This is a genomic window from Pseudoalteromonas maricaloris (assembly GCF_024746855.1).
In the GTDB taxonomy this organism is placed as follows: Bacteria; Pseudomonadota; Gammaproteobacteria; order Enterobacterales; family Alteromonadaceae; genus Pseudoalteromonas; species Pseudoalteromonas maricaloris.
In genome coordinates this window covers 2408976-2423949 of record NZ_CP024625.1, presented here as the reverse complement: position 1 = coordinate 2423949, position 14974 = coordinate 2408976, and the positions used below count along the sequence as shown (strand labels likewise).

The window sequence follows — 14974 nt, the reverse complement described above, 5'->3', positions numbered from 1 at the left end:
CCGAGCACTGTATTCACAGTCTCGGCGGAAAAAACGGGCGATTAAATGTCGAAAGTTGCCCAAATTGGTGCGTGATCCGAGGGCTTATCAATTCCTCTCAATTCGTAATCTATGTCACTTTCGATACATTTCGCAGTTAATGGAGCGGTTGCTAAAACCACATCTATGCGCAGACCTCGGTTATCATCAAACCCTTTTGAGCGGTAGTCAAACCACGAATATTTTTCGGTTGCATCAGGTGTCAGTACTCTAAATGTATCTTTAAAGCCCCAATCTAGCAGTGTTTTTAACCACTCGCGCTCTTCTGGTTGGAACGAGCACTTACCCGTCTTTAACCAACGCTTGCGGTTTTGCTCACCAATACCAATATCCGCATCCAGTGGAGAAATATTAATATCGCCCATGACAACAAGGTTAGAGTGAGGATCGGCAAAATCATTCAAGTGGGTCATGAGATCTGCATAAAATTGTCTTTTATACGGAAATTTAGTTTCATGGCTGATGTTATCACCTTGAGGGAAGTAACCATTCATAACGGTAACTTCGTTACCTGAATCACTTTCAAACGTACCGCTGATCATGCGGCGTTGTGATTCTTCAGTATCCGTTGCGAAGCCTTTTTGGATAGCTTTTGCAGGTTTCTTGGAGAGTAGTGCCACACCGTAATGCGCCTTTTGACCATGGAAATAAACATGGTAGCCAAGTGCTTCTACATCGTCGATAGGAAAAGCTTCGTCATGGACTTTAATCTCTTGCAGTCCAATGACATCAGGTTGGTGTTTTTCAATCAATGCCTGTAATTGATGCAGTCTAGCTCTGAGGCCGTTTATATTAAACGAAACAATTTTCATAGCGCTCTCTTTAGATTCTTGCTGTTATTTGGCAAAGTTTATCACTTAAAAACGAGAGGGTCAGCGCTTGGGTGAAATTACTTCTTTAGTCAGCTGATAAGCATGTTGGCAGTTGTTAAATTTTGCACAAGTTTAGCGAGAGGATAACGAGGATTTTAGCTTAGTGTAAATAGATCATTAAATAACCAAAATTGCATGATTTAGCTGTTTACTTATTCGTCGTTGTAATTATAATCCGCGCCGAATCGTTCAATTGGGGTATATTATGCTTAAATCTCTCTCTTTCTTTGGTCTTGTTTCTTTGGTTTCTACAACGGCTTTCGCTTCACAGGTTGAGTTCACTCAAGCTGACGCATCACCAGCGACGAAAGTATGTGCTGTTGCAGCAGAGCAAGGTTTCAGTGCAGCACGTAAAGAAGCTGCATCACTAGGCCTATTTATTTCTCGCTTCTCACCAAGCATCCACTGTAATGGTGAAGATATCCGTGAGTTTGCAAAAGCGGCAAAGCGCTCGCAAAAGCAAGAAAAGAAAGTTGAGCTAATTGCTGAAAAAACAGATACCGCAACTGAGCTATGCTTAGATGCAGTACGTCACGGCGTTAATCACCTACGTTTGAATAACCAACAGGTTCGCAACTTACGTTGTAACGATATGCCAGTTAAGCAATTTGTTAAAGAATTCAGAAACGCAGCAATTTAATCAAATTGATGTGAAGAGAAGAGGGGCAGTTAGCCCCTTTTTTATTGGTTGTTATTTAGGTTTGCATCACGGTATTTGGCGTAACAGACCAAAGCCGCCAAGCCTGCCACAGGAATAGAAATCATACTTACCCAACCACCTGTATATAAAATGGCCAGTAGCATTCCAATATCAATACCGCCGATAACACAATCAGAATGACCACTTTCTGAAACCCGACAATCTAGTACTGCAACACTAAGCTCAGCAATGAGTAAACCAAATAAAGGCGCAATGGCGAGAAATGCTAGGCTTACCGCTAAAAGTTTCAATTGCTTTTGTGACATGTGCATCTCCTTATTTATTACTTTTGGGCATTGTGCGTTAGCGTGATTAATCTTATCTGAGAAGTTGTTCTGGCTAAATAAAAATCAGTGGAAAGTAACTAACCTGAGCTGCGGATAATTAATGCCTTTCTAGCAGCCAGTTTTAGCGCTAACTGCGTTGAATTCACTTCCAATAGCCAGCTATTGGTGCGTAAATTCGCTTTGCCTACAGGATGTAGGTACCTTAGCGAGAGCAGGACGCGGAAGCGGTGTTTTCCCTAAAACTCTCTGGCTAGACAAGGAAAAAGCTAAGTTGTTCTTTAGAAACAATGAGTTGGAACGTTTCTTATCCAAACCTCAGGTTAACTAGATTGAACATTACAGTGCTTAGATAATTCTTTGCTATAATCCGCGCAATTTTGGTAATAGATACTGATCTCCAATGACATTTAGCGAGTTACAACTTCACCCTGAACTACTAAGCGCAATTACTGAGCTTGGGTTTGAGTCACCCACACCAATTCAAGAAAAGAGTATTCCACTTCTGCTCAGTGGTTGTGATTTAATTGCAAGTGCCCAAACTGGAACCGGTAAGACTGCCGCCTTCATGCTGCCGATTTTGCACTCCATGCTGATAGGCGCCACGCAAGGTGAGAAATCGGTTAGGGCATTGATACTAACGCCGACTCGTGAGCTGGCACAGCAGGTTGCAGAGCACACTGAAAAGTTAGTGGTGAACACTAACTTAAATGTCGTGTGCTTATATGGCGGTGCAAATATTGGCCCGCAAGAAAAGCGCTTAAGAGCGGGTGTAGACGTAGTGGTTGCGACACCAGGGCGTTTACTTGACCACCTAATCAAAGGCACATTAACACTCAAAAATATTCAACACTTGGTCTTCGATGAAGCAGATCGCATGTTAGATATGGGGTTTATGGGGGAAATTAAGCGGATCATGCGCACTATGCCGCTTAAGCGTCAAACGTTGCTATTTTCAGCTACGGTTGACGATGCTGTGTTATCCCAAGTAAAACCTTGGTTGAACGACCCTAAGCGAGTAGGTGTTGAATCCCAGAACAGCACCGCAAGTACAGTTACGCAAACTTTCTATTCGGTAGACGAAGATCGCAAACGTGAATTGATCGCCCACTTGATTGGCAAAAATAATTGGCATCAGGTACTGGTGTTTACTCGCACAAAAAATAGTGCTGATAGCTACGCAAAAGAATTGAATAAGGATGGCCTTAAAACCGCAGCGATCCACGGTGATAAGTCTCAAGGCGCGCGTGACAAAGCGCTATCTCAATTCAAATCAGGTGAAATTCGCGTCTTGGTCGCAACGGATGTAGCAGCTCGTGGCATTGACATTGACTCGCTAAACTATGTCTTCAATGCTGAGTTACCCTATGTTGCTGAAGACTATGTGCACCGTATCGGCCGTAGTGGTCGTGCTGGACAAAACGGCCAAGCCATTTCGCTTGTGAGTATTGATGAACAGTGGCTACTAGAAGAAATAGAAATTTTCTTAGATGAGCGATTTGCGCCGCAATGGCTGCCAGGCTATGAACCTGATTTAACCAAAGAGCCTAAAGACACTCGCCGTAATTCTGGTAAATCTAAGAAGCAAAGAGACAAAAAGCGTATTTTGGGAACAAGAACCAAGCGTAAAAGGAAGTAATGGCTTAGCGCTAAAGCTTATGTTTGGCTTCTCTCATCCAAACATAAGCATCATGGGCCATTAATTGCTAGTAGAGGTTTTGATATAAACAGCTGCCCCAGATGCAGATAAAAACGATAAGTGCGATCAATACGCCTGCAGAGCCCAAGTCCTTGGCAAGCCCCGACAGTGGATGGATTTCTAAACCGACTCTATCAATTGTTGCTTCAATAGCGGTATTTACTATCTCTGCAAACATCACAAACAGCGTTGCACAAAACAGCATAACGCGCTCATAGAGTGAAAGTTCAAGTGTAAACAGCAAAATGATAGTAACCAGCAGTAGAATAAGCTCTTGCCGAAAGGCGGATTCATTTTTTGTGAGCCAATTAAACGCTCTAAATGAGTGTCCAAGCGCCAGCAATAGTCGTTTTGCTCCAGTTGGCTTATTGGTGTTATCAAAATGCATTAGTTTCTCCATTAGTTGCGAATAATTGAGTTCGACAGGTTGCGAATATGTCATTTTTGGACTGATAGGTTTTCGAATTAACTTGAGTTAAGCCAAGTAACGTATCGTAGATATTGTCATGAGAAAGGGGTTGCTGTTTTACAGCGTCAATGCAATCACTGTAGCTTTTATTTGTTAGGCGATTACTCCAGTAAATCATCGGGATCTGAGTTTGCTCTTTAGGTGCTAGACGATATGGAAAGCCATGTAAATATAATCCGGTTTCACCAAGTGATTCGCCATGATCGGAAACATAGAGCATGTTGACAGTTTCTGCGTCTAACGAGGACAGTTGTGTAATGATTTTGTGCAACACTAAATCTGTGTAAGCGATGGTATTGTCATAGGTGTTCACTAATTCTTGAGGCGTACAATTTTGGATATCGCTACGTTGGCAATCTGGGAGGAATTTTTGCTGTGTTTTAGGGTAACGGCGGTAATAAGTTGGGCCATGCGAGCCAATCATATGTAAGACAACAACAATATTGCTTGTTTGCGCGTTGTTTATGGTATTCATAAGTGATGGGATTAGTACCTCATCAAAGCAATACTTACCGTCGCACAGCGGGTTATCCTTGTTAGTATCAATCCGATAATTCTCAACCCGATTACATACACCTTTACAACTACTATTATTGTCTATCCAAAACACATCGGCGCCAGCCCTGTGGATCACATCAAGCACGTTATCTTGGCTCTGAGCAAGACGGCTATTGTAATGTGCTCTATCTAGCCGTGAAAACATACAGGGTACTGAAATTGCTGTCGCTGTGCCACAAGATGACATTTTACTAAAATATTTGATGCCGTCCTGTTTAGTGTATTCGTTAGTATCTATTTTATAGCCTCCATGTGAAAAGTTGCTTGCACGTGCAGTTTCACCAACAACGACAACGGTAATATTAGCACCTGACTTGGAAGCTAACGCAGGTGTTTTATCTAGTAATCGAAATGGTAGTGGAGGATAAAAGTAGTTATCTCTCAGGTATTTATATCCTGCAATATAAAATGAAAATGGCGTGATATAGCTTGCGACTTCTTTATTGTTTCTACCAACGGAAGCATAGTTTTGATAAAAGCTAAATGCTATCAAAGAGATGAAGGTTATTGAAACAAAATTAATGAGAATAAAGGATTTTAGTCTTTGCTTTAGTGGCTGCCTGATTTTGTTTTTTGTCATTAAATAAGCAGGAATTAAACCCAAAGTTAGTACGAAAAGAACTAGATTTATATTTAAATATGAAAATGCTTCCCCCGTGTCTGTTTCAATAATGTTTTGCATCATGCTTTTATCAAATATTACGCCGTAGTTTATTGATGCGTATAGCAACACACTGGATAGCACAATGGTGATAAATAAAAAAGGCCGTACAAAGGTGATTAAAGAAAACCAACTAAATAGTAACAGTGTCAGGAAAAACAAAAGAATAGGGACAGACGCTAAAAATAGCCAATCGGACCACTCCTGTATTGTAGAAACATTAAAGACTTTGATAATAAATAGGCTATTAAAAGCAATGGTACAATAAAGTGTGGCGAGAACCATCAGGCTGGTATAGCATGATGGGGAGATATGTTTTAAAAATTTAAACATATCCAACTCCTGACGAGAAAATAAAAACTAAGTTATCTTTATTTTCTATAGAAATACTTAAGAGAACCTTATGCTTTACTCTTTTAATCGATAAATTTGCTCCTGATAGGCCAAATTACTAAATAATACATGAGATAGTGCTTTTTCTTTCAAATCAATGGTGTGCGTTGTATTCAGCAATGGTTTTTGCATCTTAGTCGCCGTGTCATATTGCCAATAACTCACTTTGTTGCCTGGCATCAAAATGGCGGCTTTGTCATCTTCAATGTAGGCAAAATTATCGTAATATTGCATCATCGCTCTTTGCACTGGATATTGTTTGGTTAAGTCAAAACCAAGCATAGGCGTTGGGCGTTCAACCCCTATTAAAGAAAGCAAAGTGACAGGTAAATCAATTTGACTGACCAATCTTTTATCTTGTTTCTGATTAAAGTCTGAATTCAAAATAACGGCTGGAATATGAAAAGACTTAATAGGGACGGGCTCGGATCCATACACCCTGACATCATGATCTGCAACGACTAAAAAGATAGTATCTTGCCAATAACGGCTTTGCTTGGCCTTATCAATAAACTTTCCGAGTGCATAGTCGGCGTACTTGATAGCGAGATCTCGCGCAGGTTTATCACTTTTATGATTTGTTGGTAACATTACTTTTCCGTCAGGAATTTCAAACGGGTCGTGATTGCTAGATGTAAAGATCAAACTAAAAAATGGCTTTTCTTCTTCACTCAGCTGAGTTAATTCTTTATCCGCTTGATTAAACAGATCTTCGTCGCTGGCGCCCCAAGACGCAACAAATTCCGGGCTTTCAATATCATCAAAGTCAACGATACGTTGAAAGCCGTTTCCTAAGAAGAAGCTTTTCATGTTATCGAAGTGGCTTTCGCCACCGTAAATAAACTGTGTGGTATAGTTTTCTTTGGCTAAAATATCTGCCAACGTACAAAACTGTTGCTGAGACTTTGAAAGCTTAACGACGGAGCGTGACGGTGAAGGTACAAAGCCGGTGATCACGGCTTCAATTCCGCGAACCGATCGGGTGCCCGTTGCGTAGAGGTTCTCCAGTCCCCAGCCTTCTTGATACAGTTTATCTAACTCTGGGGCTAGATTTGCTCCCCCTAGCGAGCTGACAAAACGCGCGCCTAAGCTTTCCTCTAAGATAATTACTAAGTTTTTCTTTTTGCCCTGATGATATGCCGGATTAGTGGCTAGGGTAGGAAGTGTATTTGAGATAAAACCTTGTTTGTAACTTGCTTTTCTTACTGTATCAAAAACCTTTTCTTTGGATAGCGAACCATAAAGCGCACTGGCACTTTTTTCGCTGCCCATATTTTTTGCTGCGAACGCAACACTATAAGCTGAGTTGATGGTCAGCGAATTAACCAATGCATCTTGTGAGAAATAGACGGTAGCAGGGTTAAGTGGTCTATGACCCAGAGTGCCTCTTGCTAACAGCGCTAAACAGATAAGACTACAAAAAGTAGAGATAGCCATATTCCGCTTTAATGGCACATCGTTGCCAATGCGAGGAAAATATCTCAAGGTGGTTATTAAAGCCAAAGTACATAAAAGTAGGGTGAATATCACTGTGCCCAAGTGACCACTCAACAACATTGAAATAACTTCTTTGGGGTAAATTAGATACTCAATAAATAAACGGTTCGGTCTGATGTCGTATTGCAAAATAAATGCAGGAGTTGCAGCTTCGAGTAGTAGGACAAATGCAATACCCAATGCAATATACACCGTTACTAGTGCAGTAAGTAAAGGCTTCAATGGTTTAGGCATAAAATAGTGCGTGACCATTAACAATAAGAGAGGTATCGCGAGATATGCGATAGTACTCAAATCAACTCGTAGGCCTGATATCACAAAGGTTAAAGGATCAGAGCCTGCCATTCTCTCTAACATCCAAGCTGATAGTCCTAAACGGCTAAGCGTCAAAATCACCAACAAGGACAAGAAAAACACCATGAAAGGTTGTGCATAAGGAGTTGAAAAGTGTACTTTGTTCATAGAATGTTAAGAATAGTTGCATTTATCACAAGACTATCCGACGAAACTTAAGAAAAGCTTAGGAAATCCTTCGGAATTGGTGAAAGTTGAAGTTCTCTTTAGCGAATCTTAAGTTTGAGCAACTAAGCTATGTGATATTAAGCACTAGCCAAAGGTCTATTTATGAATGTGTTACTGATTGAAGATTCTGAATCCCTGCGTCGCAGCTTAACCTTAGGGCTCTCTAAACTGGGTTTTACGGTAGATGATACGGCGGATGGTTCTAGCGGTTTGAGTATGGCGCTGATGGATCACTATGATGTAATTATTTTAGATATTATGTTGCCCAGTTTGGATGGCATAAGTGTGCTTAAAGCGCTAAGACAGCAGAAGAATGACACTCGAGTGTTGGTGTTGTCAGCAAAGTCACAACCTGAAGACCGAGTGCTGGGTTTATTAAGTGGTGCAGACGACTATCTCGCCAAGCCCTTTTCGTTTGATGAGCTGCATGCACGGCTATTAACGCTAATGAGAAGAGGGGCATTTAAACAAGATGGTGATGAAATCGTGCATGGCTTTTTGACCATTGACTTGCAGCTAAAGTCGGCGTTAATTGCAGGGCAGCAAATAGACTTAACACCCAATGAGTATAAAATTTTGGAATGTTTGTTTACTAATCAAAATAAGATTATTACACCAGAAAAATTGAGCACTTATATTACCGGCAATTTCGATAGCGTATCGAAAAATGCCATCGAAGCTCACCTTTCTTCGCTACGTAAAAAGGTTAAAGCGTTGGGTCAATGCTTGCCAGTTAAAACTAAACGCGGGTTTGGATATTATGTTGAGCAACTACTATGAAGTCGATCCGAGGGAACTTAGTTAGCACATTATCAATTACCATCACAGGTGTTGTAGTCGCCATTTTACTCGCTACAGATTTGGCTGTTGACTCTTGGATTGACTCACAATTCGACAAAGCGATGCATACAAAAGTTGGCATGCTGATGACGTTAGTCTCTGAAGATGAAGATCATCTTGAACTGCACTTTTCCGGTGAGTTTTTACCTGAATTTACTGGCAATATCGAGCCCGAATATTATCAAATCTGGTTGAACGACCGAGTTTTTGCACGCTCTGACAGCTTAGATCTTTTTTCGCAACACGAGTTACCTTATTTGTCGTTATCACTTGGCGAAAGTAAAGTGGTAAATGAAACCCTGCCAGATGGTCGTGCGGGACGGATCATATATACCCGTTTTATTCCGCAGATCCATACCCTAAAAGGGGAAAAAAAATCTTTTGACGACGAACTTGTTATTGCCTATGCGGCCTCGTCGGAGGGATTGGACTTTATTCTTTGGCTCATTGATATCGTTTTTATCGTGACTATTGTATGTGTTGTGGTGTTTATTCGTGTCTTTGTGCGCAAAACGGTCGATGTTGGTCTCGCGCCGTTGAATAGCATGAACGCTCAGATAGCCAAACTAAATTTCTCTAAAGATTCAGACACCATAATATTAGAAAAGCCTGTCTCTGAGCTATTACCCGTTGAGCAAAGCCTAAACCGTTTTATTGTTGAAAACAGACAATTGTACTTGCGAGAAAAGCGCCTAACCTCAGATATTTCGCATGAATTAAAAACGCCCATTACGGAGCTTATTAATTTGGCGGAAGTTATTTCACGCTTCCCGGAAGACAATGAACTGGCGGATGACTTTGTGCCAGAAGTATTAAGAATAAGTCAGCGGATGAAAAACATCGTCACCAACGTCATGTTGTTACATAAATACGAGCAGATAAAGCTACCTAAAGACGATGTTGTTGATGTATTGCAAGTCATCAACCGTTCGATTGGTGAGATAGCATTTGATAATGTTGAGATTCAGACAACTTGCTCCGAATGTCCAATTCAGACCAACTTAATGGCAGTCGAGAGCATCATTGGTAACTTACTGAAAAATGCCAAGCGCCACCGAGTACTGGGTTCTGAAGCACTTATCGTTGTTGAAAAGGGGGCGACAAATGGGATAAATGTTCGAGTGAGCAATCAGGTTTCCGGCGAGCTCGAAAACGTGAATTTAGCACAATTATTTGAACCACTATGGCAAAGCGACCAATCGAGAAGCGCGAATGATTGCTTTGGCTTGGGCTTGCCTATTGCTAGGGCCTTTGCTGAAGCCATTGACGCGGAACTCACTGTTGCGTTGGAAGCGAGCACCATCACCTTTACATTGACCCTTTGAAGCGCTATTTAAAAGTGAGTTTCCACTGATAAACCAAGTTCCCAGCTGTCAACTTCAGGGTAGTTACTTAATGGTTTAGTAAAGTCTATATGCACTACGTTTTCATTACTTGAACGGGCGGAATATAAACGAACTCCGAGCCCTACACTACCTAGCATTTTATTGCTTATATTAGGATGTTGTATATTCCCGGATGCTTTTCCCATATCAACAAAGCCAACGAATCCTAAATCAACAAGCTGATAAATATTAATGTTAGGGTACATACGGAGCTCGAATGAAGATTTGACCGTTTGCGTACCTTGTTGATAGCTTTGTGGGAAGCCACGGATCCCTTCTTCTCCACCGAGTGCAAGAGGACGCTCGGCAAATTCCTTGTTTTGCCACGCAGCAATGACATCAGCATAAAAAGCAAAACTATCGCTCCAGCGATAATTTACCTTTGCAGCGAGAGTAGACCATACTCTATCACCTTGCTGCGTACCGATTTGGGCATTGGTTGATGCTTTAAATCGGTATAAGACATCATCATTAAATAGCCATGCTTTATTGGCTGAAAACTCCCAAATTGAGCCAACTCCATCCGCTTCGGTATCAATACCTGTTTTGGCCGCAAGTGACCATCCGAGGTTGAAATCTTCACTGTGATTGATTAAGTCTACGTCCTGCAGCACGATATAATTATCTTCGATATATTGAAGACTTATCCAAGGCGCTAACAATTTGAAGTCATAAAGGTTATCCCTTATGGCTAAGTTTGGCTCGTCATAGCTGACATCTTGGTAATCGACACCAGCTATCCACCTAAGTGTGGTGGTGTTGGTTTGCTGCCATAAACGGCCATAAGCAAACTGCGCAGATGTACCATTATATCGAAACTGACTTTCTGTTTGACCGTTATGATAGATAGAAGTCGTTTGGTCTTGTGCATTAATATAAGCTCTATATAACAAAGAGCTGGAGCGCTGATAGAAAGGTTGATAAATGTCAGTCATAAATATTTGACCGTCATCATAATCATCTGCTTGCACTGTTATCATGGCATGTGGTTGCCATGGCGCAGGCATTTGCAACACGGTATGGTAACCGGAACGTTCATGGTCAGATTTGTATTTTACGGATGCCCTAACGCCATACCCTAACAAGTTTTCTTCTTTAAACCCCAAACTTAACTTATTGTTTCCACTACTTCGGCCAAAGTTGACACTGGGCAGCAAACTCCAGGTGTCCCACGTTTGCACTGATATTTTCTGTGGCTCGCCACTGCTGCATGGCTTGGCGTAGTTGATTTTCGCCTCTCTGATGTATTTTTTAGCGCGCAAGATCCGCTCAGCCTCTAAAATATCGGCCTCGCTGACTAGGTCACCAGCCTGAAAAGGGAGTTGAGAAGCGATAGTCGCATCTCGGGTTTCTATATGCAGCCAGTTTACTAAGTCATGGAAAGAGGTCGTTTCTGGGTCGTCCGGATTAAAAATAGGGTTTGAGTTTATTTCGATAGACTCAATCTTGATGTTTTTCTCTTGGCTCGCTTTATCTGTCTGTCGAGCCATTTTATTACTATGTTCAGCTTTATTATTGCAAAGGGCGTCGATGCTAAATGGGTCACCAGCAAACGCAGGAGTGATTGAAGTGACTAACACGAATACCGCAACGGTTTTGGCTGGCATATATGCTCCAACTGAAAAATATCAAGCTACGTTGAAAACATATATGCCAATACTTAAGAAAGGCTTAAGAAAAATTAAAGAATGAATTAATCGCCAATGTATGTGAATTTTTCATGATTGAGTTTTGCCTTTACGAACAGAGTTTACAGTTCCCCGGTAAATAAGCGTCGATGCGTTTTTCTTGCATACTCATCAGACATGCCACCAAGATAGTCCGCTAACACACGCATTTGCTGCGTTTCGTCGGTTGCATGCTGGTATAATGTTTGGGTTGTATACGGCAATAATCGCATCGGGTCACTAGCAAAAACTTCAAATAAATCAATAAGCAGGTTTTGACCACTAAACTCAATTTGCTGCATTTTAGGTTCACGAATTAATCTTTGATATACGAACACTTTTAATACTTGTAGGATCTCCTGAAATTCGGGTGCCATCTCAACGGTAAAATGAAGTAGGGCGGAGTCAAAATCTGAGTCTTGAACGGTGAGTTTACAATGCACAATAAACAGGTTGACGAGTTCACCTATGGTATCTTTTCGATTAGATTCATCTTCTGAAAATAAACTCTCGCTCACGCGCGGTAAGTTTTGCTTTAACCAAGGTGAGTCTAACTTTTGCAATTCAGGCAGAGCAAAATCATGCCATGCTGCCTCGTTAAGGGTCTCGGTTGCTATCGCATCTTCTAAATCATGAACTGCATAGGCGATATCATCGGCATATTCCATAATGGCGCAATCTAACGATTTAAACTTAGTCTTGCGACGGAAGGTGTCTTTTACCTCGGTTTCTTGCAGCTTTATTTGGTCGTTTTGAGAAAATGGCGAGAGGATCCAATCAAATACCGATTGGTCGCATTGATAAATGCCTTTTGCAGGCAGCCAATCACTGGACAATATGTATTTTCGACTTTGTGTTTGCGTTGGTTGGTGATACCAAAGTGTGTCGATTAATGCAGGGTATTTAATAAAACCTAATAAGGTGCGGCGCGTTAAGTTCATGCCATAACCTTTAGTGTATGGTTCCAGTTTGGTGACAATGCGCAAGGTTTGAGCGTTTCCTTCAAACCCTCCGTGATCGCGCATAAGGTAATTAAGCGCGATTTCTCCACCATGGCCAAAAGGCGGGTGGCCGATATCATGCGCTAGGCACAAAGTTTCAATAAGACTTGTTGAAGGAAAGTGTTCAAATTCAGGGTGTTGTTTTCTTAAATGGCGTAGTAGACCGCTGCCTATTTGCGATACTTCCAAAGAGTGTGTTAGACGAGTCCGGTAAAAGTCGTTGACGCCGATTGCCATAATTTGGGTTTTGGCTTGCAAGCGCCTAAAAGCCGCGGCATGTATGATCCTAGAACGATCTATTTGCCATGCTGAGCGATTGTCGTTAGGGCGGTTTTTTTGCTGCGATAGCAGACGCTGCTGCCAAGCGTTAGACGTCATACTTCTGTTCCTTTTTCTTTATATCTCAAACTCGTCTAAACTATGTACGATAACTGAACGAAAATTCGCGTTTAATTGCGGCTTTTGATATTATCAGCCGCTATTTTTGAATACTGTTATTTTGGCGCAATTTATCAACGCTCTATCAAACTATAGTAACAGAATAAAACTGTTATTGAGCGGGCTTGAGAAAAGTTCTTAGAGACTTAGGGAAAGAGACTCCGTTTCCAGAACAACGCCACTGCGAGGAGAAGTATGCAAGCTAAACTGATTAAACTCATTGTTGCCCTAGTGACCATTTGGGCGTTAATTTATCCTTTTATCCAAGATAAAAGTCCTCAAGATTCTACTTTAGATCAAGAGGATACGAGTGCTGAGGTTGTACCTAAGGTGCCGGAAAAGCCACTCCATAGTGTAAAGCTACCCAATTTTTCAGCCATTCGTGACATTAAGGAAAAGAAAACGGCGTTTTTCGACTTTATTAAACCGCACGTAGAAGCCGAAAATAAACAGATCTTAGAGCAACGGGCAACGCTTGAAATCGCTCTGATGATGGTGCAATTTGATGAAACGCTAACACGCAAACAAATAGAAAAGATTGCGATGATTTTCACAAAGTATGATTTAAAAGGCGAAGCCATTAATGAATCTTCGCTCAAAAGAGCATTGCGCCGAGTGGATATTATTCCTAAAGAGCTGGCGCTGATGCAAGCTGCTAATGAATCAGCCTGGGGTACGTCACGGTTTGCACGAATTGGGTTAAATTTTTTTGGTCAATGGTGTTACACCAAAGGCTGCGGTATGGTGCCTAAGCGGCGAGAAGATGCGGCCGATCATGAAGTTAGAGCATTTCAGTCGGTAAGAGCCGCGGTCAAGTCATACTTTAGAAATATTAACACCAATGATGCATACAGGGAGTTGCGTTCGGTACGAGCAGAGCTGCGAGCTCAAAAAGCGCCGATTGACGCGACAGTATTAACAAGTGGTCTTTTGAGTTATTCAGAGCGTGGTGAGGACTACGTGAACGAACTTAACGATATGATAAGGCATAACCGAGCGTATTTTGATGAAGAGTAAGATTGTACTTGTCCTGATAATGGCACTTTGGAGTGCGATAGCCTCAGCTAAAGCAGTCACCTTTGCATATGACAGCTTTTACGACAGGCTAAAAGTGGTAAGTAAAGGCGAGTTTGAGTTTGCACGTGTGGGTTTTTACCTTGTTGATACAGTAAGTATGCAAGCCTGTAAAATCACGACGGGTAATATTGTGACCGAGGAAGCGAGTTTTCCATTGTCGTACACTGATGAAGCGCAGCTATTGCTGCCATTTGATAAAGAGTTGGACAAAAACAAAGCAAAAGTAGTGATTGAAACGAAGGGCACAAACTCGGACTGCCAGCTAAAAATGCAGATTGAAGCTGAGTTATTTAACACGACATCTTTGAGCAAAGCTGACCTTTATAAAATGCAACAGGAATTTGAAGAGCTACTGGCTGATCTCTCTGGCTTTTTTATTAAAAACTTGCTGTCATTTTTGCTGCCTGAGCAACAAGGGGTTATTGTGACCTTTGGCAGAAGTCAAACCGTCACCGACGCTACAATGAAGTGTGAGTCGCAAGTCTGTCAAATCAGCGTCCCGAAGACGTGGTCAAACGACAATACACATTTTGCAGACTCTGTGAATATAAAATCAGTGCAACCTTGGCTGGCACTATAATTAGCCCATCATTATATAAAGTAACGTCTATAGACTTTAGTCGGAGCTATTCAGACTAACGAAATTCGTTAGACGTTACTTCACCCTTGCATTTCTTACAGATAAAACCCTCTCTCATCACTATTAATCCTTCTTTTGACAATAATTCATACCGGCAAACAGCGATATCTATTCGTCGTGAATTTCTGCCATTAGACCCCCAAAATGGAAACTTAATGTTAAATAAATGCATTGTTAAAGTTGCTTCGGTATGCTAATAATGGCTGGATTATTAAAAAAACTACAGTGTAAT

General features: G+C 41.4%; 13 protein-coding genes. 6 read left to right on the top strand and 7 right to left on the bottom strand.

Annotated features, from left to right (window positions below; translation table 11 throughout):
* Positions 1 to 41: 41 nt before the first annotated feature.
* Complete coding sequence (gene xthA, locus CTT31_RS10495; protein WP_211857794.1) at positions 42 to 851, bottom strand: exodeoxyribonuclease III; 810 nt, start codon at positions 849 to 851, stop codon at positions 42 to 44.
* Between the two features lie 265 nt (positions 852 to 1116).
* Between xthA and CTT31_RS10490 the strand changes: the two genes are divergently transcribed.
* Positions 1117 to 1551: a hypothetical protein gene (locus CTT31_RS10490; protein WP_010373924.1), complete on the top strand. Its 435-nt coding sequence runs from the start codon at positions 1117 to 1119 to the stop codon at positions 1549 to 1551.
* Between the two features lie 41 nt (positions 1552 to 1592).
* On the opposite strand, the gene CTT31_RS10485 is transcribed toward CTT31_RS10490, so the two are convergent.
* Entirely contained in the window at positions 1593 to 1877 is a 285-nt protein-coding gene (locus tag CTT31_RS10485; RefSeq protein WP_211857793.1) for a hypothetical protein, read from the bottom strand.
* Positions 1878 to 2298: 421 nt separating this feature from the next.
* On the opposite strand from CTT31_RS10485, the gene CTT31_RS10480 reads away from it, so the two are divergent.
* A complete protein-coding gene (locus tag CTT31_RS10480) occupies positions 2299 to 3534 on the top strand; it encodes a DEAD/DEAH box helicase (RefSeq protein ID WP_260491225.1) in 1236 nt (411 codons plus the stop codon).
* A 67-nt stretch (positions 3535 to 3601) separates the two neighbouring features.
* Here the strand turns inward: CTT31_RS10480 and CTT31_RS10475 are convergent, their stop codons facing one another.
* The 3 genes from CTT31_RS10475 to CTT31_RS10465 all read right to left on the bottom strand — a co-directional run bounded on the left by CTT31_RS10475 (position 3602) and on the right by CTT31_RS10465 (position 7634).
* Entirely contained in the window at positions 3602 to 3982 is a 381-nt protein-coding gene (locus CTT31_RS10475; protein ID WP_010605037.1) for a diacylglycerol kinase, read from the bottom strand.
* Positions 3972 to 5615 carry a phosphoethanolamine transferase gene (locus CTT31_RS10470; RefSeq protein WP_260491224.1) on the bottom strand — a complete coding sequence of 548 codons (1644 nt, stop codon included), beginning with the start codon at positions 5613 to 5615 and terminating at the stop codon, positions 3972 to 3974. The genes CTT31_RS10475 and CTT31_RS10470 overlap by 11 nt, the downstream gene beginning before the upstream one ends.
* A 75-nt stretch (positions 5616 to 5690) precedes the next feature.
* Positions 5691 to 7634, bottom strand: coding sequence for an LTA synthase family protein (locus CTT31_RS10465; protein WP_249122390.1), 1944 nt, complete (start codon positions 7632 to 7634; stop codon positions 5691 to 5693).
* Between the two features lie 162 nt (positions 7635 to 7796).
* Here CTT31_RS10465 and CTT31_RS10460 point away from each other — a divergent pair, with 162 nt between their 5' ends.
* Together CTT31_RS10460 and CTT31_RS10455 are read left to right on the top strand one after the other, a co-directional pair.
* Positions 7797 to 8474 (top strand): response regulator transcription factor, encoded by a 678-nt coding sequence (locus CTT31_RS10460; protein ID WP_102056982.1) that lies wholly within the window; start codon positions 7797 to 7799, stop codon positions 8472 to 8474.
* On the top strand, positions 8471 to 9859 hold the full coding sequence (locus tag CTT31_RS10455; protein WP_211857787.1) for a histidine kinase dimerization/phospho-acceptor domain-containing protein: 1389 nt from the start codon (positions 8471 to 8473) through the stop codon (positions 9857 to 9859). The genes CTT31_RS10460 and CTT31_RS10455 overlap by 4 nt, the downstream gene beginning before the upstream one ends.
* Positions 9860 to 9867: 8 nt before the next feature.
* Here CTT31_RS10455 and CTT31_RS10450 read toward each other — a convergent pair whose 3' ends face one another.
* Together CTT31_RS10450 and CTT31_RS10445 are read right to left on the bottom strand one after the other, a co-directional pair.
* Complete coding sequence (locus CTT31_RS10450; protein ID WP_211857785.1) at positions 9868 to 11526, bottom strand: BamA/TamA family outer membrane protein; 1659 nt, start codon at positions 11524 to 11526, stop codon at positions 9868 to 9870.
* A gap of 143 nt (positions 11527 to 11669) precedes the next feature.
* A complete protein-coding gene (locus CTT31_RS10445; protein ID WP_211857783.1) occupies positions 11670 to 12965 on the bottom strand; it encodes an anti-phage deoxyguanosine triphosphatase in 1296 nt (431 codons plus the stop codon).
* Positions 12966 to 13220: 255 nt separating this feature from the next.
* Here CTT31_RS10445 and CTT31_RS10440 point away from each other — a divergent pair, with 255 nt between their 5' ends.
* Both CTT31_RS10440 and CTT31_RS10435 read left to right on the top strand, forming a co-directional pair.
* Positions 13221 to 14042 (top strand): glucosaminidase domain-containing protein, encoded by an 822-nt coding sequence (locus tag CTT31_RS10440; RefSeq protein ID WP_130126151.1) that lies wholly within the window; start codon positions 13221 to 13223, stop codon positions 14040 to 14042.
* Positions 14032 to 14682 carry a DUF2987 domain-containing protein gene (locus tag CTT31_RS10435; RefSeq protein ID WP_211857781.1) on the top strand — a complete coding sequence of 217 codons (651 nt, stop codon included), beginning with the start codon at positions 14032 to 14034 and terminating at the stop codon, positions 14680 to 14682. The genes CTT31_RS10440 and CTT31_RS10435 overlap by 11 nt, the downstream gene beginning before the upstream one ends.
* Positions 14683 to 14974 lie beyond the last annotated feature (292 nt).